Origin of the sequence: Pseudomonas wadenswilerensis (assembly GCF_900497695.1) — a bacterium.
GTDB classification, from domain to species: Bacteria; Pseudomonadota; Gammaproteobacteria; order Pseudomonadales; family Pseudomonadaceae; genus Aquipseudomonas; species Aquipseudomonas wadenswilerensis.
On sequence record NZ_UIDD01000001.1, the window covers coordinates 191,969 to 213,800 of the forward strand.

Consider the following 21,832-nt stretch of genomic DNA (forward strand, 5'->3'; position numbering starts at 1 on the left):
GCACATGCCGGAATGGCGCCAATCCTAGGCTTGCGCCGATTTTGCGGCCAATGCTGTTGCGCGCTAACCTATGCACAAACGGCATACAGGTTGGTGTGACGCCAACTGCCGATCGAGCGTGTTCAATTTTGGTGCATGCCTGGAGAGCCCATGAACCTTGAGAGCAAATGGCTGGAAGACTTCAGCGCCCTGGCCGCGACCCGCAGTTTTTCCCAGGCCGCCGAGCGCCGTTTCGTCACCCAGCCGGCCTTCAGCCGGCGGATTCGCAGCCTGGAAGCGGCGCTGGGGCTGACCCTGGTCAACCGTTCACGCACGCCTATCGAGCTGACGGCGGCGGGGCAGTTGTTTCTGGTGACGGCGCGTACGGTGGTTGATCAGTTGGGCGAGGTGCTGCGCCATCTGCATCACCTGGAAGGCGGGCAGGGCGAGGTGATCCAGGTGTCGGCGGCGCACTCGCTGGCGCTGGGGTTCTTTCCACGCTGGATTGCGCAACTGCGTAACGACGGCCTGAACATTGCCACGCGCCTGGTGGCGACCAACGTCGGCGACGCCGTGCATGCCCTGCGCGAAGGCGGCTGCGACCTGATGCTGGCCTTCTACGACCCGGATGCAGCCTTGCAGATGGATGCGGAAATTTTCCCGTCGCTGCACCTGGGCCATACCGAGATGTTGCCGGTGTGCGCCGCCGATGCCGAGGGCAAGCCGCTGTTCGACCTGGAAGGCGAGGGCAGTGTGCCGTTGCTGGCCTACAGCGCTGGGGCGTTCCTCGGACGTTCGGTCAATCTGCTGCTGCGCCAGCGCAACCTGCGTTTTACCACTGTCTATGAAACGGCGATGGCCGACAGCCTCAAGAGCATGGCCCTTGAAGGCCTGGGCATCGCCTGGGTACCACGGCTGTCGGCGCGGGCCGAGCTTGAGCGCGGTGAGCTGGTGATTTGCGGCGGCAGCCAGTGGCACGTACCACTGGAAATCCGCCTGTATCGCTGCGCCCTGGTGCGCAAGGCCAACGTGCGCCTGCTGTGGCGCAAGCTGGAGGGCGGTTCGCCAGCCGCCGGGGCTTGACCCGAAAGTCAGCCAAAGCCCCGAAAAATAAGGCCGACAGTTGGTCGTCAGGGTGCATCCAAGACGTTCCTTTGCGGTATACTGCGCGGCCTTTGGTCGGTATGCCCGGCCCTAATTCGTATAACAAGCCACGCCGGTCGTCCCGCGTGGCTTGTTGTTTTTTGACGCGCCTGCGGGCGCCCAAGAGAAGAGGCTCGACGATGAGTGCACTGGTTGGCGTGATCATGGGCTCCAAGTCCGATTGGTCCACCCTTAGCCACACCGCCGATATGCTGGAAAAACTCGGCATTCCCTACGAGGTCAAGGTGGTGTCTGCCCACCGGACCCCGGACCTGCTGTTCCAGTATGCCGAAGAGGCCGAAGGCCGTGGCATCGAGGTGATCATCGCCGGCGCCGGTGGCGCTGCCCACCTGCCAGGCATGTGCGCGGCCAAGACCCACCTGCCGGTGCTGGGCGTGCCGGTACAGTCGTCGATGCTTTCCGGTGTCGACTCGCTGCTGTCGATCGTGCAGATGCCAGCCGGTATTCCGGTAGCCACCCTGGCCATCGGCAAGGCCGGTGCGATCAACGCCGCGCTGCTCTCGGCGAGCATCCTCGGCGCCAAGCACCCGCAGTTCCACACTGTGCTCAAACAGTTCCGCACTGAACAGACAGACAACGTTCTGGACCATCCAGATCCGCGCCAGGCCTGAGGTCAAAAGCATGAAAATCGGTGTAATCGGTGGCGGCCAGCTGGGCCGCATGTTGGCCCTGGCAGGTACCCCGCTGGGCATGAACTTCGCTTTCCTCGACCCGGCTCCGGACGCCTGCGCGGCGCCTCTGGGCGAGCACCTGCGCGCCGATTACGGTGACCAGGATCACCTGCGGCAGCTGGCTGACGAAGTTGACCTGGTGACCTTCGAGTTCGAAAGCGTCCCGGCTGAAACCGTGGCCTTCCTGTCGCAGTTCGTGCCGGTCTACCCGAGTGCCGAGTCGCTGCGCATCGCCCGCGATCGCTGGTTCGAAAAGAGCATGTTCAAGGACCTGGGCATTCCCACTCCGGCCTTCGCCGATATTCAGTCGCAAGCCGACCTGGATGCCGCCGTTGCCAGCATCGGCCTGCCTGCCGTGCTCAAGACCCGCACCCTGGGTTATGACGGCAAAGGTCAGAAAGTGCTGCGAACTGCCGAGGATGTTGTAGGCACCTTCGCCGAACTGGGCAGCGTCCCGTGCCTGCTCGAAGGTTTCGTGCCGTTCACCGGCGAAGTGTCGCTGATCGCCGTGCGCGCCCGTGATGGCGAAACCCGTTTCTACCCGTTGGTGCACAACACCCACGAGAGCGGCATCCTGCGCCTGTCGGTGGCCAGCGAAGACCACTTGCTCCAGAGCCTGGCCGAAGACTACGCCGGCCGCGTGCTCAAGCAACTTGACTATGTCGGCGTGCTGGCCTTCGAATTCTTCGAAGTCGATGGCGGCCTCAAGGCCAACGAGATCGCCCCGCGGGTGCACAACTCCGGGCACTGGACCATCGAAGGCGCCGAGTGCAGCCAGTTCGAAAACCACCTGCGCGCCGTTGCCGGCCTGCCGCTGGGTTCGACTGCCAAGGTCGGCGAAAGCGCCATGCTCAACTTCATCGGTGAAGTGCCGGCGGTCGACAAGGTGATTGCCATCGACGAATGCCACCTGCACCACTACGGCAAGGCCTTCAAGGTCGGGCGCAAGGTCGGCCATGCCACCCTGCGTTGCGACGACATGGCGACCCTGGAGCAAAAAATCCAGCAAGTCGAAGCCCTGATCAAGGGCTGAAGGGAACCTTCCCGCTGCTCTATCCCTCTGATGGCAGGATGCCAAAGCGCTGACTAGGCTTTGGCATGCGCCATTCAACTCAGAGGGATTGCCATGGGTATCATCGGAACCATCTTCATCGGCCTGATCGTCGGTCTGCTGGCACGCTTTCTAAAGCCGGGCGACGACAGCATGGGCTGGATCATGACCATTCTGCTGGGTATTGCCGGTTCGCTTGCCGCGACCTACGGCGGCCAGGCGCTGGGCATCTATCAGGCCGGAGAGGGTGCGGGTTTCCTCGGCGCGCTGGTGGGCGCGATTGTCCTGTTGGTGATCTACGGCCTGGTCGTCAAAAAGAGCTGACAGCAGGCTAGAATGCTCGGCACCGAACTCCTTCGTTGCCGAGCTTTTTCATGCACCGTGTATTACTTCTCTCCCTATTGCTGCTGAGCGGCCTGGCCCGGGCTGAAATGCCGGAAACCGACTGGCTGGAACTGATGCCCAAGTCGGACCAGAAAGCCCTCGAGCAGATGCCCGAAATCGACCACAACTCCCCGGAAGCCATGGGCACCTTCACCGACAAGGGTGGCCTTAAGCAGAGCAAGGGCCTGCCGGCGGTGATGTATTCGACCAAGACCGTGCCGGCCATGAACGGCAAGCACATCCGGCTGGGCGGTTATCCGGTGCCGCTGGAAACCGACGCCAAGGGCAACAGCACACTGTTCTTCCTGGTGCCTTACCCGGGCGCCTGCATCCACGTGCCGCCACCGCCACCGAACCAGCTGGTGCTGGTGCGCTACCCCAAGGGCCTGAAGCTCGACGATATCTACACGCCGCTATGGGTCAACGGCACCTTGAAGGTGGAAACGGTCAGCAATGACCTGGCCGATGCCGCCTATGCAATGGATGCGGCCAAGGTGCGAGTGGTTGAAGACGCAGATTTGTGAATGATCGCGGGGCATGCGCCCCGCGATAGCGATCTAGAGCGCCTGGCTGCCGATCGTCAGGCTCAGCGAATGGGTCGCCCCTGGCGCCAGTGTCACCAGGTCATCCACCACGTTGGCGGTCTCGATGCAGAGCATGCGCTGCCAGCCATCCTCGGCCATGTCCGGCAACTCGGCGGCACGCTCGGTCCAGGGGTTCCAGATCACTGCCGTACGCGAACCCTTGGCCGTTATCACCACGCGGCGGTTCCAGGCCGGGTCGACGATGCTCAGTTGCTCGGGCGCCTGCAGATAAATGCGGTCGGTTTCACCGGCAAAGCCCAGCGCGCCTTGCTGCTGGCGCTGCTCCCAGTTGGCCAGGGTTTCGATGTAGCTCAGGCCATCGACACCTTCGACCTGCACCTGCCGCACATCGCTGACGGCGAAGTAGCTGTGCAGCGCCTGGCTGAGGGTGACCGGAACGTTGTCGAGGTTGTAGCTGGAGAGGGTGATACTCAGCTGTTCGCCCATGACGATGGTCAGCTTGAGCTCGACAATGTGGGGCCAGCCGGGGAGATCGCCCTGGCTGGCGGGCAGGGTGAACTCGGCGCGCACGCTGTCGCCGCTGCTGTCGATGCCCAGCAACTGCCAGTCACGGCCGCGCACCAGGCCATGGGCCGGGCCGTCTTCACCGTGATACATGGCCTGCACGGCTTCGGGGTTGCGCTTGAAAATGCCGAACCAGGGCCAGCACACCGGAACCCCGGCGCGCACGGATTTACCCTGCCTGAAGATGGCTTGTTCGCTGAGCCACAGCAAAGGCGGCTCGCCGAGGCGCTGATAGCTCAGCACCTGCGCGCCCTGCTGGGCGACCAGCAATTCAGCCGTGTCGCTGGTGATGCGCCAGCAATTGAGCTCGCCGTGCTTTTCGGATTCGACCTTGGGTGTGGACATGCGCTTTATCTCGTTGGTTTGCCGTACGGCCTTGGACCGCTTGCATGCCTTCGAGTTTACCGCGCAGCGGTCTCAGCGACGAGGAGGAACCGAACGGGTGCGACCGCTGCCGTCGATGGCGACGAACACGAATACGGCTTCGGTAACCTTGCGCCATTCGCTGGACAGCGGATCGTCACTCCACACCTCGACCATCATCTGGATCGAGCTGCGGCCGATTTCCAGGGTCTGGGTATAAAAGGACAACTGCGCGCCGACAGCCACCGGCACCAGGAATGCCATGCGATCGATGGCTACGGTAGCCACTCTGCCACCCGCAACGCGGCTGGCCATGGCGGTACCGGCCAGGTCCATCTGAGCGACCAGCCAGCCGCCGAAGATATCGCCAAAACCGTTGGTTTCACGGGGCAATGCAGTGATCTGCAAGGCCAGGTCGCCTTGCGGGATAGGATCTTCTTGTTCGAGTTCAATCATGCCGGGGGTGCCTCTGACCCATGACGCTTCGTTGGTTGGCGCTATGACAGACGCCTCGAAAAACGATTCAGCACAACTATTCTACGCTGCTTTCGCTTTGCCAGGCGGCGAAGGGAAACTCTGCGAAACCGACTAAGCATACCTAGCGGCGTTTTCGCACAACATCCTTCAGAAGACCCAACCTTTTCCTACAAGCGGCCAGTATATAGAGCCGAAAGCGCAGCGACGACCATGCAGTCATGAATACTTGTATTGAATTTGTACTGCTATGTGCTTTTTCCGCCAATTTGCTATCTTTCGATGCTTCCCAGGCCGAAACCCGCGTGCCAGGCGGCCTGCACCCCAATAAGAAATGCCAACAAGAGAGACCTATGACCTCCGTGCCCGGCAGTATCGCGCAGCCTTCGAGGCCGCTGACCCGCAGTGACTACAAGACCCTGTCGCTTTCCGCCCTGGGCGGTGCGCTGGAGTTCTACGATTTCATCATCTTCGTGTTCTTCGCCACGGTGGTCGGCAAGCTGTTCTTTCCCGCCGAAATGCCTGAATGGCTGCGTTTGATGCAAACGTTTGGCATCTTCGCCGCCGGCTACCTGGCACGGCCTCTGGGTGGCATCGTCATGGCCCACTTCGGCGACCTGCTGGGGCGCAAGAAGATGTTCACCCTGAGCATCTTCATGATGGCCGTGCCGACGCTGATCATGGGCCTGCTGCCGACCTACGCGCAGATCGGCCTGTGGGCGCCGATCCTGTTGCTGGTGATGCGGGTGATCCAGGGCGCGGCGATTGGTGGTGAAGTGCCGGGCGCCTGGGTGTTCGTCTCCGAGCACGTGCCGGCGCGCAATACCGGTTACGCCTGCGGTACGCTGACGGCGGGCCTGACCGCCGGGATCCTGCTCGGTTCGCTGGTGGCAACGCTGATCAACACTGTTTATAGCCAGCAGGAAGTCGCCGATTACGCCTGGCGTATCCCGTTCCTGCTCGGCGGGGTGTTCGGCCTGTTCGCGGTGTACCTGCGCCGCTGGTTGCATGAAACCCCGGTGTTTGCCGAGATGCAGGCGCGCAAGGCGCTGGCCGAAGAGGTGCCGTTGCGCGCGGTGTTGCGTGACCACCGTGGTGCCATTGTCCTGTCGATGCTGCTGACCTGGCTGCTGTCGGCTGGCATCGTCGTGGTGATTTTGATGACCCCGGCGCTGCTGCAGAGTCTTTACCAGGTCAGCCCGACCGACTCGCTGAAGGCCAATAGCCTGGCCATCGTCCTGCTCAGCCTCGGCTGCATCGGCACCGGTGCATTGGCCGACCGCTTTGGCGCCGGCCGGGTATTCATCGTCGGTAGCCTGGCGCTGCTGGTCACGTCCTGGACCTTCTATCACACCTTGCCTACCCACCCGGAGTGGCTGTTCCCGCTGTATGCCCTGACCGGACTGTGTGTCGGCATTGTCGGCGCCGTGCCTTACGTCATGGTCAAAGCCTTCCCGCCTGTCGTACGTTTCAGCGGACTGTCGTTTTCCTACAACCTGGCCTACGCGATTTTTGGCGGGATGACGCCGATGGTAGTGACCGCGTTGCTCAAGTTCAGCCCGATGGCACCGGCCTACTATGTTGCTGGCATCTGTGCCATTGGTCTGCTCGTGGGTATTTATCTGACGGCGAAGAAGCGCTGAAACCGCTCTAACACAACCCTCGCAACATTTTGAAAAGGCCATCACCGCTAGCCGGTGATGGCCTTTCATCTAATTGTCACATTCGATTCATAGAGTAGTCATACGGCCTGCAGATACTTGGGCCCGATCCATCTCACCCCAATTCCTGCTAGGAGCAAGGCATGAAACTGAAGCGTTTGATGGCGGCCCTGACTTTCGTCGCCGCTGGCGTTGCCACCGCCAATGCGGTTGCCGCTGTTGACCCAGCTATTCCGACCTACACCAAGACCACCGGTGTGTCGGGCAACCTCTCCAGCGTCGGTTCCGATACCCTGGCGAACCTGATGACCCTGTGGGCCGAGGCCTACAAGAAGGAATATCCGAACGTAAACATCCAGATTCAGGCTGCCGGCTCCTCCACCGCGCCACCCGCGCTGACCGAAGGCACCGCCAACCTCGGCCCGATGAGCCGCAAGATGAAGGACGTCGAGCTGCAGGCCTTCGAACAGAAATACGGCTACAAGCCAACCGCCATCCCGGTTGCCGTCGACGCCTTGGCCGTATTCGTGCACAAGGACAACCCGATCAAAGGCCTGACCATGGCCCAGGTCGATGCAATTTTCTCCTCGACCCGCCTGTGCGGCGCCAAGGCCGACGTCAAAACCTGGGGTGACCTGGGCGTGACCGGCGACCTGGCCAACAAGCCAGTGCAGCTGTTCGGTCGTAACTCGGTGTCCGGCACCTACGGCTACTTCAAGGAAGAAGCCCTGTGCAAAGGCGACTTCAAGCCTAACGTCAACGAACAACCTGGCTCGGCTTCGGTCGTGCAGTCGATCAGCAGCTCGCTGAACGGCATCGGTTACTCGGGCATCGGCTACAAGACCGCCAGCGTCAAGACCGTGCCACTGGCCAAGAAGGAAGGCGGTGCTTTCGTTGAAGACAACGAAGCCAACGCCCTGAACGGCACCTACCCGCTGTCGCGCTTCCTCTACGTCTACGTCAACAAGGCACCGAACAAGCCTCTGGCCCCGCTGGAAGCCGAGTTCGTCAAACTGGTCCTGTCGCAAGCCGGCCAGCAAGTCGTGGTCAAGGACGGTTATATCCCGCTCCCTGCCAAAGTGGTTGATAAAGCCCTGGCGGACCTGGGTCTGAATCACAACGGCAACGTTGCGAAGAAGTAACTGAAAGACCGGCGGGGTCAGGTTTTGACCTGGTCTCGCCACAAATTGCGAGTCCGCTGCCAGGGGTATCTGCGCGGCGGGCTTTTTTGCGTCACTGCATTGTCATGTTTTTGTCATACGGGACCGCTAGGGTGTGCGCATGAATGATCTGGCCAACTCCACAATGACCCAAAATTCTCCCCCCGTGCGGATTGACTTCAATACGCCCGAACTGCAACGCAAGCGGCGCATGCGTGCGCTCAAGGACCGCCTGACCCGCTGGTATGTACTGGTGGGCGGGCTTGCCGTGCTGGCGGCAATTACCCTGATCTTCTTCTACCTGGCCTACGTGGTCGTGCCGCTGTTCCAGGGCGCCGAACTGACCAGCAAGAAGGCCCTGGAGCCGACCTGGCTGCAGCAGGACGCCGGCAAGCCGCTGATGATCGCCCTGGAAGAACAGAACCTGGTCGGCATGCGGGTTTCCGACAAGGGCCAGGCGCTGTTCTTCGACACCAAGACCGGTGCCGAGCTCAAGCGCGTCGAGTTGCCGGTGCCAGCCGGTACCCAGGTGACCTCGATCGGTGCCGATCAGCCGGGCAACCCGCTGGTGGTGCTGGGTTTGTCCAACGGTCAGGCGCTGGCGTTCAGCCACAGCTACAAGATCACCTACCCGGACAACAAGAAAACCATCAGCCCGGGCATCGACTTCCCTTACGGCCAGGCGCCGTTCACCCTGGATGAACAGGGCCGGGCGCTGGAGCATGTCAGCCTCAACGTGAATGGCGAGACCCTGGTGGTGGCCGGCTCTACCGGTGCGCACCTGCAGGTTGTGTCGCTGAGCCGCGAAGAAAACATGATGACCGGCGAAGTCACCAGCGAGCAGAGCCGTATCGAGCTGCCGCAGATGACCGAAGCGGTCAAAGCCATCTTCATCGATCCGCGCCAGCAGTGGCTGTATGTAATCAACGGCCGCGCCCAGGCCGACGTCTTCAGCCTGCGCGACAAGAGCCTCAACGGCCGCTACAAGCTGCTCGACGACGGCAATGCCGAAGTTACTGCCAGCACTCAGCTGGTGGGCGGTATCTCGCTGATCATCGGTGACTCCAAAGGTGGCCTGGCCCAGTGGTTCATGGCCCGCGATCCGGACGGCGAACAGCGCTTCAAGCGCATTCGCGAGTTCCAGATGGGCAAGGCGCCGATCGTCCAGATCGATGCTGAAGAACGCCGCAAGGGCTTCATCGCCCTCGATGCCGATGGCGAGCTCGGTGTGTTCCACAGCACCGCGCACCGTACCCTGCTGGTCGAGCCGGCCGCTGAAGGCGCGGGCGTCCTGGCGCTGTCGCCACGGGCCAACCGCATCATCATCGAAGAAGGCGGCAAGCTGCTGCCGCTGACTTTGAAGAACCCGCACCCGGAAGTGTCCTGGAGCGCGCTGTGGAGCAAGGTCTGGTACGAGAACTACGACGAGCCGAAGTACGTCTGGCAGTCGACCGCCTCGAACACCGACTTCGAACCCAAGCTGAGCCTGTCGCCGCTGACCTTCGGTACCCTGAAGGCGGCGTTCTACGCGATGATTCTCGCCGCGCCGCTGGCCATTGCCGCCGCCATCTACACCGCCTACTTCATGGCCCCGGGCATGCGCCGCAAGGTCAAGCCGGTGATCGAGCTGATGGAAGCGATGCCGACGGTGATTCTCGGCTTCTTCGCCGGCCTGTTCCTGGCGCCGTTCCTTGAAGGGCACCTGCCGGGCGTGTTCAGCCTGTTCCTGTTGATGCCGCTGGGTGTTCTGGTGGCTGGTTTTGCCTGGAGCCGTCTGCCCGAGTCGCTGCGCCTGCGGGTACCGGACGGTTGGGAAGCGGCGATCCTGATCCCGGTGATCCTGTTCACCGGCTGGTTCGCCCTGTACATGAGCCCGTTCATCGAGACCTGGTTCTTCGACGGCGACATGCGCCTGTGGATCACCAACGATCTGGGCATCACCTACGACCAGCGCAACGCTCTGGTGGTCGGTATCGCCATGGGCTTCGCGGTGATCCCGAACATCTATTCGATCGCCGAAGATGCCGTGTTCAGCGTGCCGCGCAGCCTGACCCTGGGTTCGCTGGCGCTCGGTGCCACGCCGTGGCAGACCCTGACCCGTGTGGTCATCCTGACCGCCAGCCCGGGGATCTTCTCGGCGCTGATGATCGGCATGGGCCGCGCCGTGGGTGAAACCATGATCGTGCTGATGGCCACCGGCAACACCCCGGTCATGGAAATGAACCTGTTCGAAGGTATGCGCACCCTGGCGGCCAACGTTGCGGTGGAGATGCCCGAGTCGGAAGTCGGTGGCAGTCATTACCGCGTGCTGTTCCTCGCCGCGCTGGTGCTGCTGATGTTCACCTTCGTGATGAACACCTTGGCCGAGCTGATTCGCCAGCGTCTGCGCAAGAAATACTCGTCGCTTTGATAGAAAGGTAGCGATCCGTGAAAAAGGATTCCCTCAAAAGCTGGTTCAAGAGCGGCGCCCCCGGCGTCTGGATGAGCGGTGGCGCGGTCGCCATCGCGGTGATCATGACCATCGGTCTGCTCGCCGTGATCGCCGTGCGCGGCCTCGGCCACTTCTGGCCGGCCGACCTGCTGCAAGCCAGCTACAACGTGCCTGGCCAGGCCAATCACATCGTCGTGGGCGAAGTGGTACAGAAGGAAGAAGTACCTCGTGCCCGTCTCAAGGGCGCCGGCCTGCCGGTGCCTGACGAAGGCCCGGAGTTCATGACCCGCGAGCTGATCAAGGTCGGTAACCGCGACCTCAACGGCAGCGACTTCACCTGGGTGGTCGGCGAATGGCTGACCGACCAGCAAAAGCCGGTCGAGCTGATCGCCCTGGAGCGCCGCGAGTGGGGCAACTTCTACGGTTACCTGGTCAGCGTCAAGGAAAACGGCAAGGTTGTCGCCGAAGGCCAGGCGGCCTGGAACGAACTGCAAAACCGCCTCAAGCGTGCCGACAAACTGGCCGGCGAACTGCAGAAGCTTGAGAAGAAAGACATCGGTGCGATCAACTACGGCCTTGAGCGCCTGCGCCTGCAGACCCGCAAGCTGGAACTGGATGGCAAGCTGGATGCCGCTGCCCAGGCCGATATCGAAGCCGAGCGCGCCGAGCTGAACAACCGTTACAAGGCCATCGAAGAGCGCCTGGGCGGCCTGCACCAGGACTTCGGCCGCGACAGCCTGGTAGCCAAGGACGGTAATGGTCGTGAGGTGGAAATCAACCTGAGCAAGGTGGTGCACGCCTACCAGCCGAACGGCATGGGCGTGTTCACCAAGCTGGGCGTGTACTTTGCCAAGGTCTGGGAATTCCTCAGCGACGACCCGCGTGAAGCCAACACCGAAGGCGGGATCTTCCCGGCGATCTTCGGTACCGTGATGATGACCCTGATCATGGCGGTGATCGTCACCCCGTTCGGCGTGCTGGCGGCGGTGTACCTGCGTGAGTATGCGCGTCAGGGCCCGGTGACCCGCCTGATTCGTATTGCGGTGAACAACCTGGCGGGTGTTCCGGCGATCGTTTACGGCGTGTTCGGCCTGGGCTTCTTCGTCTATGTGCTGGGTGGCTCGCTCGACCGCCTGTTCTTCCCTGAAGCGCTGCCCGCGCCGACCCTGGGTACCCCGGGCCTGCTCTGGGCTTCGCTGACCCTGGCGCTGCTGGCGGTGCCGGTGGTGATCGTGGCCACCGAAGAAGGTCTGGCGCGGATTCCGCGCACGGTCCGCGAAGGATCGCTGGCGCTCGGTGCGACCAAGGCCGAGACCCTGTGGAAGATCGTCTTGCCGATGGCCAGCCCGGCGATGATGACCGGCATGATCCTCGCCGTGGCCCGCGCCGCAGGTGAAGTCGCGCCGCTGATGCTGGTGGGTGTGGTCAAGCTGGCGCCTTCGCTGCCGGTGGACGGCAACTACCCGTATCTGCACCTGGACCAGAAGATCATGCACCTGGGCTTCCACATCTATGACGTCGGCTTCCAGAGCCCGAACGTCGAGGCCGCGCGGCCGCTGGTGTACGCCACCGCGTTGCTGCTGGTGCTGGTAATCGCCACCCTGAACCTCTCGGCGGTATGGATTCGTAACCACCTGCGCGAGAAGTACAAGGCGCTGGACAGCTGACTGAAAGCTATTAGCCATAAGCGGCAAGCTACAAGCCGCTTTTGCTCAAACTTGCAGCTTGCAGCGAGAAGCTAGCAGCTACAAACGGAGTGAAATCATGCAACATGAAACCCATTCTCACGGTATAGACATGTCGGCCCTGGGTCGCGACAAACAGAGCCTGCGCCTGGCTGAAGAAACCGTAGCCATCGAAGTGCCTGGCCTGAGCCTGTACTACGGCGACAAGCAAGCCCTGTTCGATGTCAGCATGAACATCCCCAAGCAGCGCGTGACCGCCTTCATCGGCCCGTCCGGCTGCGGCAAGTCGACCTTGCTGCGTACCTTCAACCGCATGAACGACCTGGTTGACGGCTGCCGCGTGGAAGGCGCGATCAACCTCTACGGCAACAACATCTACCGCAAGGGCGAAGACGTTGCCGAGCTGCGCCGCCGGGTCGGCATGGTGTTCCAGAAGCCCAACCCGTTCCCCAAGACCATCTACGAGAACGTGGTCTACGGCCTGCGCATCCAGGGCATCAACAAGAAGCGTGTGCTCGACGAAGCCGTGGAGTGGGCGCTCAAGGGCGCGGCGCTGTGGGAAGAGGTCAAGGACCGCCTGCACGAGTCGGCGCTGGGTCTGTCCGGTGGTCAGCAGCAACGTCTGGTGATTGCCCGCACCATCGCCGTGGAGCCGGAAGTACTGCTGCTCGACGAACCCTGCTCGGCACTCGACCCGATCTCGACGCTGAAGGTCGAAGAGCTGATCTACGAGCTCAAGTCCAAGTACACCATCGTCATCGTTACCCATAACATGCAGCAAGCGGCGCGGGTCTCGGACTACACCGCATTCATGTACATGGGCAAGCTGGTGGAGTTCGGTGATACCGACACGCTGTTCACCAACCCGGCGAAGAAGCAGACCGAAGACTACATCACTGGCCGTTACGGCTAACGGCAGTTGCAAGCTTCAAGCCGCAAGCTGCAAGAAAGTGGCGAGCGTGAAGCCCGGGAACGACACGAACAAACTTGAAGCTTGAAGCTTGCTACTTGAAGCTTTTTCGCGGAGCGAAAGCATGATCGATAAAGACAGCCTTACCCACCATATCTCCCAGCAGTTCAACGCCGAACTCGAAGAGGTTCGCAGCCACCTCCTGGCGATGGGCGGCCTGGTCGAGAAGCAGGTCAACGACGCGGTTACCGCGCTGATCGAGGCTGACTCGGGCCTGGCCCAGCAGGTGCGCGAAGTCGACGAGCAGATCAACCAGATGGAGCGCAACATCGACGAAGAGTGCGTGCGCATTCTGGCCCGTCGTCAGCCGGCGGCGTCCGACCTGCGCCTGATCATCAGCATTTCCAAGTCGGTGATCGACCTGGAGCGCATCGGCGACGAGTCGACCAAGATCGCCCGCCGCGCCATCCAGTTGTGCGAAGAAGGCGAGTCGCCCCGCGGTTACGTCGAAGTGCGCCATATCGGCGACCAGGTGCGCAACATGGTCCGCGATGCCCTCGATGCCTTTGCCCGTTTCGACGCCGACCTGGCGCTGTCGGTGGCCCAGTACGACAAGACCATCGACCGCGAGTACAAGACCGCCCTGCGCGAGCTGGTCACCTACATGATGGAAGATCCACGCTCGATCTCGCGTGTTCTCAGCGTAATTTGGGCCCTACGCTCGCTGGAGCGTATCGGCGACCACGCGCGCAACATCTCCGAGCTGGTGATCTACCTGGTGCGCGGCACCGACGTCCGTCACCTGGGCCTCAAGCGCATGCAGGAAGAGGTTCAGCGCAGCGGCGAAAAGGCTAATGTTCCGGGCAAATCTGACGATAACTAAGACTGCCCGAGAATGAACGCCCGGCCTTGGCCGGGCGTTTTCGTTTGCGGGTGAGGCAGCCGCGAACGAAACAACGAGTCCCGGCGTGACCCAATGTTTGGCAAATGGCCATCAGTCAGCGTTATGCTAGTCGGGATTCAATAGGAGTGGCGATGAGTAAAGTCAGTGTGTTGGTTGTGGATGATGCGCCGTTCATTCGCGATCTGGTCAAGAAGTGCCTGCGTAACTACTTCCCCGGTGTTGTGATCGAAGACGCGGTCAACGGTCGCAAGGCCCAGACCTTGTTGAGCCGTGAGACCTTCGATCTGGTCCTGTGCGACTGGGAAATGCCGGAAATGTCCGGCCTTGAGCTGCTGACCTGGTGTCGCCAGCAGGAGTCGATGAAGACCCTGCCGTTCATCATGGTGACCAGCCGTGGCGACAAGGAGAACGTGGTTCAGGCGATCCAGGCCGGGGTCTCGGACTTTGTCGGCAAGCCATTCACCAACGAGCAGCTGCTGACCAAGGTGAAAAAAGCCCTGACCAAGGTCGGCAAGCTCGACACTTTGCTGGCCAGTGCACCGACCCGCGCTACTTCGGCGTTTGCCAACGACTCGCTGAGTGCCCTGACCGGCGGCCGTGCCGAAACGGTCAAGCCGGCAGCGCCAGCAGCCCCGGTAGCGGCGGCCAAGCCACTGGTGAGCGCTCCCAAGCCTGCAACTGCCGCACCGGCAGGTCGTGGCCAGGGCCAACTGCGTTTGCCAAGCGGCGTTCAGCCGTGCGTGATCAAGGCCCTGAGCCTCAAGGAGGCGCTGTTGGTGGTGCGCCGTGGCGAAACTCTGCCACAGGTACTGGAGGGCGCGGTGCTTGACCTGGAGCAGGGCGAGAACGCCGAGATCGCCCGTCTCAATGGCTACCTGCATGCGATTGCCGCGCTGGAGCCCAAGCCGGACAGCGACTGGCTGCAACTGACCTTCAAGTTCGTTGACCAGGATGCGCAGAAGCTCGACTACCTGTCGCGTCTGATTGCCCGCGGATCGGCGCAGAAGCACTTCGTGCCGGGGGCCTGACGGCCCCATCCCTGGCAAGCCAGCTCCCACAGGGTCTGTGACTATCGTTTCTGTGGGAGTCGGCCTTGCCGGCGATCAAAGCACCGCTCGTCTCCTGGCACACCCCTGAAACACTCTCGCCGCATCCCCGCCAAAATCTGCTGCTAGGCTTCGACAGACCATCAACTGTCAAAAAGCCACTACTCATGCCTGCACGCACGCTGCTGTTCTGCGCCTTGCTCACGGCTTGCGGCCCTGTGCTCGGCATAACCCTCTACAAAAGTACCGACGCCTATGGCGTGGTGTCTTATTCCGATCGCCCGATTCCCGGCAGCCGGGCGTTTGTCTTTGGCGACAGGATGGTCGAACAGCTGGACACCCAGGTGCAGTTGCAGGTCAACCGGTTTGCCGGTGGTGTGCGCTTCAGTGCGCGCAACGACACTTACGCGCCAGTCGAGGTGGAGCTGCGTCTGCAGCGCATGGGCAATGTGCAGGGTGGGGCGTCACGGCTGGTACGGGGGGTAATACCGGCACGCACGACGATGCCGTTGACCCTGCTAAGTGCACGGCAGCCCGGCAGACCGGTGAGCTATAAGGAGAAATTCTCTTACGCCCTGGGCAACCCGGGCCAGCGCCAACTGGCCTTCCGCTACCCCTTGCCCTGGCGCGGCGGGCCTTTTCGCCTGAGCCAAGGGCCAAACGGCCGCTACAGCCATTTCGGGCCCAAGGGCCGCTATGCCATGGACATCGCCATGCCTGAAGGCACGCCGATCATCGCCGCAAGGGCGGGGGTAGTGATCAAGACTGAAAACAGCCAAAGCGGCCGTGGCAGCCATCCTTCGGGCAATTTCGTGCGGGTCCTCCACGAAGACGGCACCATGGGCGTGTACCTGCACCTGATGCGCGGCTCGGTGGTGGTCAGGGAAGGGCAGCGAGTGGTGTACGGCACGCCGCTGGCCAAATCCGGCAATACCGGCAACAGCAGTGGCCCGCACCTGCACTTTGTGGTGCAGCGCAACGTCGGGCTGGCGCTGGAGTCGATACCCTACCAGTTCAACCAGCCCGTCGGCGGGTTGCCGAACTTTACCGCCGGCAACCCCTGAGGCGGTTCAATCGAGCTTGAGCACCTTGGCCAGGACGATCTTCGGCCCTTTCATCTTCTTGATGATGATGCGCAGGCCTTCGACTTCCAGCAGCTCTTCCTCTTCCGGCACCCGCTTGAGGGTCTCGTAGACCAGGCCGGCGAGGGTTTCCGCTTCGATATGGTCAAGGTCGACACCAAGCAGGCGCTCGACCTTGAACAGCGGTGTATCACCGCGCACCAGCAGCTTGCCCGGCTGATAGGCGAGGATGCCGCGTTCGGCCTTGCGGTGTTCGTCCTGGATATCGCCAACCAGCACTTCCAGCACGTCCTCCATGGTCAGGTAGCCGATCACCTTGCCGTCGGCTTCCTCGACCAGGGCAAAGTGTGCGCCGCCTTTGCGGAACTGCTCCAGCAAGTGAGCCAGCGGCATATGCCGCGACACACGTTCCAGCGGGCGGGTCAGTTCCGCCAGGTTGAACGACTCGGGAATATGGTCGAGGTCGGCCAGCTCCAGCAGCAGATCCTTGATGTGCAGCAGGCCGATGAATTCGCCGCGCTCGGCATCGAGTACCGGGTAGCGGCTGAACTTGTGCCGGCGGAACATCGCGAGGATTTCCTTGAGCGGTGCATTGGCGTCGAGACAGACCATGTCTTCACGGGAGTTGGCCCAGTCGACTACCTCCAGCTCGCCCATTTCCACTGCCGAAGCCAGTACGCGCATACCCTGGTCGCTAGGGTCCTGGCCACGGCTGGAGTGCAGGATCAGCTTGAGCTCTTCGCGGCTGTAATGGTGTTCGTGGTGCGGCCCGGGCTCGCCCTGGCCAGCGATACGCAGGATGGCGTTGGCGCTGGCGTTGAGCAGGTAGATGGCCGGGTACATGAGCCAGTAGAACAGGTAGAGCGGCACCGCCGTCCACAGCGACAGCAGCTCGGGCTTGCGGATCGCCCAGGACTTGGGCGCCAGCTCACCGACGACGATGTGCAGGTAGGAGATGACGAAGAAGGCGCTGAAGAACGAGATGCCCTTGATCACTTCCGGCGACTCGACACCGACTGCGCCCAGCAGCGGTTCGAGCAGGTGTGCGAAGGCTGGCTCACCCACCCAGCCCAGGCCCAGCGAGGCAAGGGTGATACCCAGTTGGCAGGCGGACAGGTAGGCGTCCAGTTGGCTGTGGACGGTACGCAGGATCTGCCCGCGCCAGCCATGCTGCTCGGCAATCGACTCGACCCGGGTCGAGCGCAATTTGACCATGGCGAACTCGGCGGCAACGAAAAAGCCGTTGAGCAGCACCAGCAGCAGAGCAAAAAGAATCATGCCGAAATCGGCGAACAGTGCAGCGAGGTTGAAACCAGGGGAAGGGTCCATGATGGAGTTTTACGGGGTCCGTCTTCTAAGAATGGGAGTACAGCAATGCCAGCATGTGCTGGCGCGAGTCAGCCAATGTAGCGGCTGACTGTGCAAATTTAAAGGGCGGCGGCTCAGGAGGCCTGGCGCGCCGCGATCTGGGCAGGGGAGAAATGGCAGGTAAAGGTGCTGCCGTGGCCGGGTACGCTGCTGATTTCCAGGCGCGCGCGATGGCGCAACAGGACGTGCTTGACGATCGCCAGGCCCAGGCCGGTGCCGCCGGTGTTGGAGGCGCGGCTGGAGTCGACCCGATAGAAGCGCTCAGTCAGGCGTGGCAGGTGCTTGGGGTCGATGCCGATGCCTGAATCCTGCACGCTCAGGTGCGCGCCTTGCTCGTCGGCCCACCAGCGGATGCGGATCTGGCCTTCATCCTGGGTGTATTTGACCGCGTTGAACACCAGGTTGGAGAAGGCGCTGCGCAGCTCTGCCTCGCTGCCCTTGAGGCGGATGCCTGGCTGGGCTTCAAGGCTGATGCGCTGGTTACGTTGCCCGGATAGCGCCTGGGCGTCGCCCTTGATCGACTGCAGCAGGGTTTCGACGGCTACTGGCTGGTTGTCCGAGGGGTAGTCGGTGGCCTCCAGCTTGGCCAGCAACAGCAGGTCATTGAGCAGGGTCTGCATGCGCCCGCCTTGCTGCTGCATCTGCTGCAGGGCGCGAACCCAGCGTGGATTCACCTCCTCAACGTTGTCGAGCAAGGTTTCCAGGTAGCCGGCAATCACCGTCAGCGGCGTACGCAGCTCGTGGGAGACGTTGGCAACGAAGTCCTTGCGCATCTGTTCCAGCTGGTGGATGCGGGTGACATCGCGCACCAGCATCAGGTGTTCGTTGTTGCCGTAGCGGGTGATGTGCAACTGCACGCGCATGCGGTCGTTGATCGGTGAAGGGATTTCCAGCGGCTCTTGATAGTTTTCCTGCTCGAAATACTCCTTGAAGCGCGGATGGCGGACCAGGTTGGTCACCGGCTGGCCGCTGTCCTGCGGGGTTTTCAGGCCCAGCAGAGTTTCTGCGGCGCGGTTCCACCACTCCAGGTTGCCATCGCTGTCGAGCATGATCACCGCGTCCTTGAGTGCAGCGGTGGACTCCTGCACCCGGTCGATCACCGCCTGCAGGCGCCCGCGCACGCGCTGATCGCGGCGTTGCAGGTGATAGATGCTGTCGAACACCTCGCCCCACAGGCCATAACCATCGGGCGGTGCTTCATCGGGTTTGTGCAGGCGCAACCATTCATGCAGGCGCAGCAGTTGCTTGAGGGTCCAGCCCAGGTAGATGGCCAGGCCCAGGGCCAGGCTCCAGCCATAGTAGCCGCTGATCAGGCCCGCCAGCAGGCAGACGGTGATCAGCAACAGCATGTGGCGAATCAGGGTGCCATGCCAGTTCTGGTTCAATTGGGATCCTTAGCGGATCAGCTGCACGTTGCAAGCTACAAGCTGCAAGGTTGAAGCGGATCTGCGTTTGCTTTTGCTCTTTCTTGCAGCTTGAGGCTGGCAGCTTGCAGCGTTCTCAACTTTTGGTCGAGAACCGGTAACCCGTGCCGCGGACGGTTTGTACCAGATTTTCGTAGGCATCACCCAGCGCCTTGCGCAGGCGGCGGATGTGCACGTCGACGGTGCGCTCCTCGACATAGACATTGCCCCCCCAGACCTGGTCGAGCAGCTGGCCGCGGGTGTAGGCGCGCTCCTGGTGGGTCATGAAGAACTGCAGCAGGCGGTACTCGGTCGGGCCCATTTCGGCGGGCTTGCCGTCGATGGTCACCCGGTGGCTGATCGGGTCGAGCAGCAGGCCACCGACTTCGATCGGTGCTTCGCCATCGCTCGGGCCTGCACGGCGCAGTACGGCCTTGAGCCGGGCTACCAGCTCGCGCGGCGAGAATGGCTTGGTGATGTAGTCGTCGGCGCCGACTTCCAGGCCCTGGATCTTGTTGTCTTCCTCACCCTTGGCGGTGAGCATGATGATCGGGATGTCGCCGGTCAGCTCGTCACGCTTGAGGCGTCGGGCCAGCTCGATGCCCGAGGTGCCCGGGAGCATCCAGTCGAGCAGGATCAGGTCCGGCTTGCGGTCGACGATAATGGCGTGGGCCTGCTGGGAGTTCTCGGCTTCCAGGCAGTCATAGCCGGCCATTTCCAATGCAACGGCGATCATCTCGCGAATTGGCGCTTCGTCGTCAACGATCAGAATGTTTCTGCCAACCATGCTCAAACCTCTTCCATTAAAGGTGTCTTGGCCCGCATTAGATAACGGAATTATTGCAGTCGTGTGACAGCTCGTGGGCCATTGCAGCAACATTCTGTTACTGGGCTAGGCTTAAACTCCCTCTCCCGATTATTACGGTGAATCCAATGACACGACATACGCTGAACTGGATGACGCTTTTCGCTGCAGTGGCACTGGCGTTGCCAGGGATAGCGTCGGCCCATCATGCCATGATGAAGGACGGCATGATGGTCGACCATGCTGGCATGACGCTCTACACCTTTGACAAGGATTCGGGCGGCAAGTCCATGTGCAACGATGAGTGTGCCAAGAATTGGCCGCCGCTGATGGTCAAAGCTGGCGACATGGCGGAAGAGGGCTGGACTCAAATCAAGCGCGATGACGGTTCAATGCAGTGGGCCTACAAAGGCAAGCCGGTGTACACCTTCATCAAGGACAAGAAAGCCGGTGACATGACCGGTGATGGCATGAAAGATGTCTGGCACGTGATCAAGTAACAGTGCCTTCAATCGCGGGGCAAGCCCGCTCCTACATGTAGGAGCGGGCTTGCCCGCAAAAAAATCAGAAACTGTAATCCAGCACGATGCCGATAAAGATCAGCAGCCCCGCCCAGTGATTGTGCAGAAAGGCCTTGAAGCACGACTCGCGGTCCAGCTTGCGCGTCGACCAGAACTCCCAGGCAAAGCACACTAATGCCGCCAACAGCCCCAGGTGGAACCAGCCGCCCAGCTCGAAGCGGTTGCCGGCCAGCAGCAGGCAGCCCAGCGACAGCACCTGCAAGGTCAGAATGATCACCCGATCGGCTTCGCCAAACAGAATGGCAGTGGATTTGACCCCGATCTTCAGGTCGTCATCACGGTCGACCATGGCGTAGTAGGTGTCGTAACCCACGGTCCACAGCAGGTTGGCGATGTACAGCAGCCAGGCAATGGCCGGCAGCTCGCCGGTGGCCGCGGTGAAGGCCATGGGGATGCCCCAGGAATAGGCCGCGCCCAGTACTACCTGTGGGTAGTAGGTGTAGCGCTTCATGAACGGGTAACAGGCCGCCAGCGCCACCGCGCCGAACGACAGCCACACCGTGGTGGCGTTGGTGCATAACACCAGCAGAAAACTCACTCCGACCAGCACGGCAAACAGGGTCAGCGCTTCGCGGGCGTTGATCCGGCCAGCGGCCAGAGGGCGATCGGCGGTGCGTTTGACGTGGCCATCGACCTTGCGGTCGGCAAAGTCGTTGATCGCGCAACCGGCGGCGCGCATCAGTACCACGCCAAGGGTGAAGATCAGCACGTTGGCCACGGTCGGTGTGCCCTTGGCCGCAATCCAGACTGCCGAGAGGGTTGGCCACAGCAGCAGATAGATGCCGATCGGGCGGTCCATCCGGCTCAGCTGAATGAAGTCCCAGGCCCGTGGGTGCAGGCGATTGAACGACTTGAGCAACTGCAGGTACATCAGTGGTTCTCCGAAGGGGTGTCGGCAGCAATCCACAGCGTAGGCAAGAACACCTCGGCCACCAGCACGCTCAAGGGGCCGCGGTCAAAGCGTGAGCGGCGCCCCCACAAGCTTTCATGGCGTTGTTCCGCCGGCAGCCAGGCCTGTGGATAGTTGCAGACCTCAATGGGCCTGCGGACAAAACCCTTTTCGCAAAACAACAGCTCACCCAGTGAGCGGCTGCCCAGTGCTTCCAGGTCCAGGCCGCCACTTTCCAGCGAACTGCGCGCGGCCACGCTGCGGGCGAACACCCAGGGCTGGCCATGGCCGCGCAGGTACACCTCGCGCACCCAGCCTTCGCTGCCCTGGGGCAGGTCAAGGGCCAGGCATTCGTCGTCGCGCAGGCGTTGCCAGCCTTCGCAAAGGGGTGTCACGGAAAAGTGATCGGCGGATAATTGGATCAGGCGGCGGGTCAGGGAGCCCTGGTCGAACAACCAGTCAAGGGTCGCGGGCGAGGTGTTGTCTGCCACGTCAGGGTGCTGCAGCCAGAATGCAGCGGGCGCTTGCAATGTTTCGTACGGCACGTCGGTATCGAATAACAGGCCAGAGAGACGCCGAGCTTAGCATGATTGCCCGATCCGGCTTGCATGCTGGCACCTCGCTCCAGTACAAAGCCCCTCTTTGATGGCCGCCATTGTAATGTTCACGAGAGCGGCCACTCCAAAGCCTGAGTCTTTCGAGGAAGTGCGTA

21 protein-coding genes are annotated in these 21,832 nt (G+C 61.9%); 14 read left to right on the forward strand and 7 right to left on the reverse strand.

What is annotated here, in order from left to right:
• Positions 1-150 precede the first annotated feature (150 nt).
• The 5 genes from CCOS864_RS00925 (at position 151) to CCOS864_RS00945 (ending at position 3,773) form a co-directional block, all read left to right on the forward strand.
• Complete coding sequence (locus CCOS864_RS00925; protein WP_010222804.1) at positions 151-1,062, forward strand: LysR substrate-binding domain-containing protein; 912 nt, start codon at positions 151-153, stop codon at positions 1,060-1,062.
• A gap of 200 nt (positions 1,063-1,262) precedes the next feature.
• Positions 1,263-1,754 carry a 5-(carboxyamino)imidazole ribonucleotide mutase gene (gene purE, locus CCOS864_RS00930; RefSeq protein ID WP_115084630.1) on the forward strand — a complete coding sequence of 164 codons (492 nt, stop codon included), beginning with the start codon at positions 1,263-1,265 and terminating at the stop codon, positions 1,752-1,754.
• A 10-nt stretch (positions 1,755-1,764) separates the two neighbouring features.
• The gene (locus CCOS864_RS00935) at positions 1,765-2,847 is read left to right on the forward strand and encodes a 5-(carboxyamino)imidazole ribonucleotide synthase (protein ID WP_115084632.1); all 1,083 of its coding nucleotides are present in this window, start codon (positions 1,765-1,767) and stop codon (positions 2,845-2,847) included.
• A gap of 93 nt (positions 2,848-2,940) precedes the next feature.
• A complete protein-coding gene (locus tag CCOS864_RS00940; protein ID WP_010222807.1) occupies positions 2,941-3,189 on the forward strand; it encodes a GlsB/YeaQ/YmgE family stress response membrane protein in 249 nt (82 codons plus the stop codon).
• 50 nt (positions 3,190-3,239) lie between these two features.
• The gene (locus CCOS864_RS00945) at positions 3,240-3,773 is read left to right on the forward strand and encodes a DUF3299 domain-containing protein (protein ID WP_166675759.1); all 534 of its coding nucleotides are present in this window, start codon (positions 3,240-3,242) and stop codon (positions 3,771-3,773) included.
• Positions 3,774-3,806: 33 nt separating this feature from the next.
• Here the strand turns inward: CCOS864_RS00945 and CCOS864_RS00950 are convergent, their stop codons facing one another.
• Positions 3,807-4,703, reverse strand: coding sequence for a D-hexose-6-phosphate mutarotase (locus tag CCOS864_RS00950; protein ID WP_115084636.1), 897 nt, complete (start codon positions 4,701-4,703; stop codon positions 3,807-3,809).
• A gap of 72 nt (positions 4,704-4,775) precedes the next feature.
• On the reverse strand, positions 4,776-5,177 hold the full coding sequence (locus CCOS864_RS00955; protein ID WP_009402429.1) for an acyl-CoA thioesterase: 402 nt from the start codon (positions 5,175-5,177) through the stop codon (positions 4,776-4,778).
• A gap of 371 nt (positions 5,178-5,548) precedes the next feature.
• Here CCOS864_RS00955 and CCOS864_RS00960 point away from each other — a divergent pair, with 371 nt between their 5' ends.
• The 8 genes from CCOS864_RS00960 (at position 5,549) to CCOS864_RS00995 (ending at position 16,056) form a co-directional block, all read left to right on the forward strand.
• Complete coding sequence (locus CCOS864_RS00960; protein ID WP_115084638.1) at positions 5,549-6,838, forward strand: MFS transporter; 1,290 nt, start codon at positions 5,549-5,551, stop codon at positions 6,836-6,838.
• A 161-nt stretch (positions 6,839-6,999) separates the two neighbouring features.
• Positions 7,000-7,998, forward strand: coding sequence for a phosphate ABC transporter substrate-binding protein PstS (locus CCOS864_RS00965; protein ID WP_010225946.1), 999 nt, complete (start codon positions 7,000-7,002; stop codon positions 7,996-7,998).
• A gap of 139 nt (positions 7,999-8,137) precedes the next feature.
• Positions 8,138-10,426 carry an ABC transporter permease subunit gene (locus CCOS864_RS00970; protein ID WP_115084639.1) on the forward strand — a complete coding sequence of 763 codons (2,289 nt, stop codon included), beginning with the start codon at positions 8,138-8,140 and terminating at the stop codon, positions 10,424-10,426.
• Between the two features lie 71 nt (positions 10,427-10,497).
• The gene (gene pstA, locus CCOS864_RS00975; RefSeq protein WP_208644354.1) at positions 10,498-12,114 is read left to right on the forward strand and encodes a phosphate ABC transporter permease PstA; all 1,617 of its coding nucleotides are present in this window, start codon (positions 10,498-10,500) and stop codon (positions 12,112-12,114) included.
• A gap of 97 nt (positions 12,115-12,211) precedes the next feature.
• The gene (gene pstB / locus CCOS864_RS00980; RefSeq protein WP_115084643.1) at positions 12,212-13,045 is read left to right on the forward strand and encodes a phosphate ABC transporter ATP-binding protein PstB; all 834 of its coding nucleotides are present in this window, start codon (positions 12,212-12,214) and stop codon (positions 13,043-13,045) included.
• Positions 13,046-13,166: 121 nt separating this feature from the next.
• Entirely contained in the window at positions 13,167-13,925 is a 759-nt protein-coding gene (phoU, locus tag CCOS864_RS00985) for a phosphate signaling complex protein PhoU (RefSeq protein ID WP_038997986.1), read from the forward strand.
• Between the two features lie 152 nt (positions 13,926-14,077).
• Positions 14,078-14,974 carry a response regulator gene (locus CCOS864_RS00990; RefSeq protein ID WP_115084644.1) on the forward strand — a complete coding sequence of 299 codons (897 nt, stop codon included), beginning with the start codon at positions 14,078-14,080 and terminating at the stop codon, positions 14,972-14,974.
• Positions 14,975-15,159: 185 nt separating this feature from the next.
• Entirely contained in the window at positions 15,160-16,056 is an 897-nt protein-coding gene (locus CCOS864_RS00995; RefSeq protein ID WP_115084646.1) for a peptidoglycan DD-metalloendopeptidase family protein, read from the forward strand.
• Positions 16,057-16,062: 6 nt separating this feature from the next.
• On the opposite strand, the gene CCOS864_RS01000 is transcribed toward CCOS864_RS00995, so the two are convergent.
• The 3 genes from CCOS864_RS01000 to phoB form a co-directional block, all read right to left on the reverse strand.
• Positions 16,063-17,403 (reverse strand): hemolysin family protein, encoded by a 1,341-nt coding sequence (locus tag CCOS864_RS01000; protein ID WP_038997990.1) that lies wholly within the window; start codon positions 17,401-17,403, stop codon positions 16,063-16,065.
• A 113-nt stretch (positions 17,404-17,516) separates the two neighbouring features.
• Positions 17,517-18,791 carry a phosphate regulon sensor histidine kinase PhoR gene (gene phoR, locus CCOS864_RS01005; RefSeq protein ID WP_233673890.1) on the reverse strand — a complete coding sequence of 425 codons (1,275 nt, stop codon included), beginning with the start codon at positions 18,789-18,791 and terminating at the stop codon, positions 17,517-17,519.
• Between the two features lie 151 nt (positions 18,792-18,942).
• Entirely contained in the window at positions 18,943-19,632 is a 690-nt protein-coding gene (phoB, locus tag CCOS864_RS01010) for a phosphate regulon transcriptional regulator PhoB (protein ID WP_010225936.1), read from the reverse strand.
• Positions 19,633-19,778: 146 nt separating this feature from the next.
• Between phoB and CCOS864_RS01015 the strand changes: the two genes are divergently transcribed.
• Positions 19,779-20,150 carry a COG4315 family predicted lipoprotein gene (locus tag CCOS864_RS01015; RefSeq protein WP_115084648.1) on the forward strand — a complete coding sequence of 124 codons (372 nt, stop codon included), beginning with the start codon at positions 19,779-19,781 and terminating at the stop codon, positions 20,148-20,150.
• Positions 20,151-20,214: 64 nt separating this feature from the next.
• On the opposite strand, the gene ubiA is transcribed toward CCOS864_RS01015, so the two are convergent.
• Together ubiA and CCOS864_RS01025 are read right to left on the reverse strand one after the other, a co-directional pair.
• The gene (gene ubiA, locus CCOS864_RS01020) at positions 20,215-21,102 is read right to left on the reverse strand and encodes a 4-hydroxybenzoate octaprenyltransferase (RefSeq protein WP_115084649.1); all 888 of its coding nucleotides are present in this window, start codon (positions 21,100-21,102) and stop codon (positions 20,215-20,217) included.
• Positions 21,102-21,665, reverse strand: a complete 564-nt coding sequence (locus tag CCOS864_RS01025; RefSeq protein ID WP_115084650.1) for a chorismate lyase — start codon at positions 21,663-21,665, stop codon at positions 21,102-21,104. The genes ubiA and CCOS864_RS01025 overlap by 1 nt, the downstream gene beginning before the upstream one ends.
• Positions 21,666-21,832: the final 167 nt, after the last annotated feature.

Excerpts from the sequence above, each read along its gene's own strand:
- CCOS864_RS00990 (WP_115084644.1), top strand. The coding sequence starts at position 14,078 with ATGAGTAAAGTCAGTGTGTTGGTTGTGGATGATGCGCCGTTCATTCGC.
- phoU (WP_038997986.1), top strand. The coding sequence starts at position 13,167 with ATGATCGATAAAGACAGCCTTACCCACCATATCTCCCAGCAGTTCAAC.
- ubiA (WP_115084649.1), bottom strand. The coding sequence starts at position 21,102 with ATGTACCTGCAGTTGCTCAAGTCGTTCAATCGCCTGCACCCACGGGCC.
- CCOS864_RS00960 (WP_115084638.1), top strand. The coding sequence starts at position 5,549 with ATGACCTCCGTGCCCGGCAGTATCGCGCAGCCTTCGAGGCCGCTGACC.
- CCOS864_RS00955 (WP_009402429.1), bottom strand. The coding sequence starts at position 5,177 with ATGATTGAACTCGAACAAGAAGATCCTATCCCGCAAGGCGACCTGGCC.
- phoR (WP_233673890.1), bottom strand. The coding sequence starts at position 18,791 with ATGCTGTTGCTGATCACCGTCTGCCTGCTGGCGGGCCTGATCAGCGGC.
- CCOS864_RS00965 (WP_010225946.1), top strand. The coding sequence starts at position 7,000 with ATGAAACTGAAGCGTTTGATGGCGGCCCTGACTTTCGTCGCCGCTGGC.
- CCOS864_RS00940 (WP_010222807.1), top strand. The coding sequence starts at position 2,941 with ATGGGTATCATCGGAACCATCTTCATCGGCCTGATCGTCGGTCTGCTG.
- CCOS864_RS01015 (WP_115084648.1), top strand. The coding sequence starts at position 19,779 with ATGACACGACATACGCTGAACTGGATGACGCTTTTCGCTGCAGTGGCA.
- CCOS864_RS00935 (WP_115084632.1), top strand. The coding sequence starts at position 1,765 with ATGAAAATCGGTGTAATCGGTGGCGGCCAGCTGGGCCGCATGTTGGCC.
- CCOS864_RS00945 (WP_166675759.1), top strand. The coding sequence starts at position 3,240 with ATGCACCGTGTATTACTTCTCTCCCTATTGCTGCTGAGCGGCCTGGCC.
- pstB (WP_115084643.1), top strand. The coding sequence starts at position 12,212 with ATGCAACATGAAACCCATTCTCACGGTATAGACATGTCGGCCCTGGGT.
- CCOS864_RS01000 (WP_038997990.1), bottom strand. The coding sequence starts at position 17,403 with ATGGACCCTTCCCCTGGTTTCAACCTCGCTGCACTGTTCGCCGATTTC.
- CCOS864_RS00970 (WP_115084639.1), top strand. The coding sequence starts at position 8,138 with ATGAATGATCTGGCCAACTCCACAATGACCCAAAATTCTCCCCCCGTG.
- CCOS864_RS00950 (WP_115084636.1), bottom strand. The coding sequence starts at position 4,703 with ATGTCCACACCCAAGGTCGAATCCGAAAAGCACGGCGAGCTCAATTGC.
- CCOS864_RS00995 (WP_115084646.1), top strand. The coding sequence starts at position 15,160 with ATGCCTGCACGCACGCTGCTGTTCTGCGCCTTGCTCACGGCTTGCGGC.
- CCOS864_RS00925 (WP_010222804.1), top strand. The coding sequence starts at position 151 with ATGAACCTTGAGAGCAAATGGCTGGAAGACTTCAGCGCCCTGGCCGCG.
- purE (WP_115084630.1), top strand. The coding sequence starts at position 1,263 with ATGAGTGCACTGGTTGGCGTGATCATGGGCTCCAAGTCCGATTGGTCC.
- phoB (WP_010225936.1), bottom strand. The coding sequence starts at position 19,632 with ATGGTTGGCAGAAACATTCTGATCGTTGACGACGAAGCGCCAATTCGC.
- pstA (WP_208644354.1), top strand. The coding sequence starts at position 10,498 with ATGAGCGGTGGCGCGGTCGCCATCGCGGTGATCATGACCATCGGTCTG.